The following is a 2095-nucleotide window of genomic DNA, read 5'->3' as shown; positions in this document are numbered from 1 at the left end:
CAATCATATGTACTGCTGCAGTATGTCTTAATGTATGCAAACTCATTTTCTTATTGGTAAGATTTTCATTATATCCAATTTTTTTTATGATTTTTTTATAATGATAATAAACAACTTCTTTGGTCAAAGGCTTAGAATTATCAAGTTGAAAATATAATTTATTCACAAAAAATACTTCATTTTGATATTTTTCTAAGCATTTGCACATACTTTCACTTAGAGGGACATAGCGACATTTATTATTTTTTGCATCTTTAATAAATATATATTTTTTTGTAAGATTTATATTTTCTCTTTTCAAATTCAAAGTTTCAGATATGCGTAATCCACAAGAATAAAGTAATCTTATAATCAATGGCATTGTTTTCTTGATATATGGTTTCAAATTTTGGTTATTTTGACAATAATTATCGACTGCTCTGATTACATTATAAATTTCTTCATTATCAAAAATATATGGATTAAACTGCCGTTTCCTTGCAGGTAACGATTTCTTTGGTATAACATATGCTTTTTTACCCATTTTTACGAGATATAACCCAAATTGTCTTAGTAGACTGGCATAGGTATATTTTTGATTTGCTTCTTTTTTTGAAATGATATATTCTACACATTTTTTCGAAAGAACTGTATCATCTGATAATTGATGTAATTCTTGAAACTCTAAAATCATACAATCAATATGCTTCAACTGATATAATATTGCTCCACTATATGAATATCCCAAAGATCTTTTATAGGTAATAAATTTTCGAAGTTCATAATTTGATATATTATTTAACTTTATTTCATTCATAAACCGGCACCTCCAAAGCTAAAAACCTCAAAGTTTCAACACTAATTTTAGAATAAGCTTTTGTACTTTCAGATGTAGCATGTCCTAATATATTAGCTATTGTTGTGTTTGTTTTCCCATTATTAATTAGCTGATGTGCCAACGAGTGTCTTAGTACATGTGAGTAAGACTTTCTATTTTTTAAATTAATTCCAGATTCTAGGAATGCTTCATGAACTATTGCTGTAATTCTCATTTTTGAAAGCTTTCTTTTTAATCCGTTTTTTGGTAAATGAGTAAATAAATATGGTGACGATGTATCTGTTCGTATTTTTAAATAGTCTAGTATTGCATGTTTTAATTCATAAGGAATATAAAGTTTGACTTCTCTATATGTTTTGCTTTGTACAAATATTACACAGTTGTCATTCCAATGGATATCTTTAATTTTTAATAAAGAAATATCAACTGCTCTTATACCGAGTAATGAGCATAAAAGTACTATCGCATATTTTCGTTTTCCTGCTTCATGATCTCTATTGATAGAATTGATAATACAACTGATTTCACTGTCTGTATAAAAATCAGGAAGTTGTGTGTTTTTATAGGATTTAATTCCATAAAGCAATAACGAATAATTTTGATCGATCCAATTTTCATCATAAGCATATTTTAATATAAGTCTCAATTTACAAATGAGATCATGAACAGAAACTGGTTTAAGAAATTTTTTTGTAAATTCAAGATAACTGATTATGATATTTTGTGTAATCTTATCCAAAGAAAAAATATTATTAAAATATAGATAAAGAAGAAAACGTAAAAGATAAGATTTAATAGTGCTGACAGCATTTATACTATGTGATTGTTCCCAATTTTTCAAAAATTGAAAGGAAAAATCAATAAGATTGTTTGCTTGATTATTAAATTGATTATGCATATCCAATTCATAGAAGTCATCAATAATAGAAATAACTCGCAGATATTTACTCCTTACATCAAATTTTCCATTAAAATAAAGGGACTTTATAAATAAAAATAGAGAATTTGAAGTAATGTAGTTAAAGTTCATGTTTTCATGGAAATTTAATATAGCTTTTAATACAATGCAATAATTTGAAAAGCGTGGATTTCGAATTTTTAAATGTTTCAGATAAGAACTAATTTCTGGAAAAACATGTAGTAATAAAACAGACTTTGATAATTTATCATGCATAAATATGCACCTCCTTCAAAGTCTAATTACCATAAATATTATGGAAAGTAAATAATGAGGAATATATTAATATATCAATATATATTCTGGTTACTTTCCATAAT

General features: G+C 25.7%; 2 protein-coding genes. Both read right to left on the bottom strand.

The window, feature by feature from the left end; all coding sequences use genetic code 11:
• Positions 1–796, bottom strand: a 796-nt coding sequence (locus BR82_RS0114435) for a tyrosine-type recombinase/integrase (RefSeq protein ID WP_027090731.1), incomplete at its 3' end; no start/stop codon positions are given.
• A complete protein-coding gene (locus BR82_RS0114430) occupies positions 789–1991 on the bottom strand; it encodes a tyrosine-type recombinase/integrase (protein WP_027090730.1) in 1203 nt (400 codons plus the stop codon). The genes BR82_RS0114435 and BR82_RS0114430, both read right to left, overlap by 8 nt.
• Positions 1992–2095: the final 104 nt, after the last annotated feature.

Origin of the sequence: Thomasclavelia saccharogumia DSM 17460, from assembly GCF_000686665.1 — a bacterium.
GTDB classification, from domain to species: Bacteria; Bacillota_I; Bacilli_A; order Erysipelotrichales; family Coprobacillaceae; genus Thomasclavelia; species Thomasclavelia saccharogumia.
The sequence above is the reverse complement of the archived record's forward strand: the minus strand, read 5'-3'. Positions and strand labels throughout refer to the sequence as shown.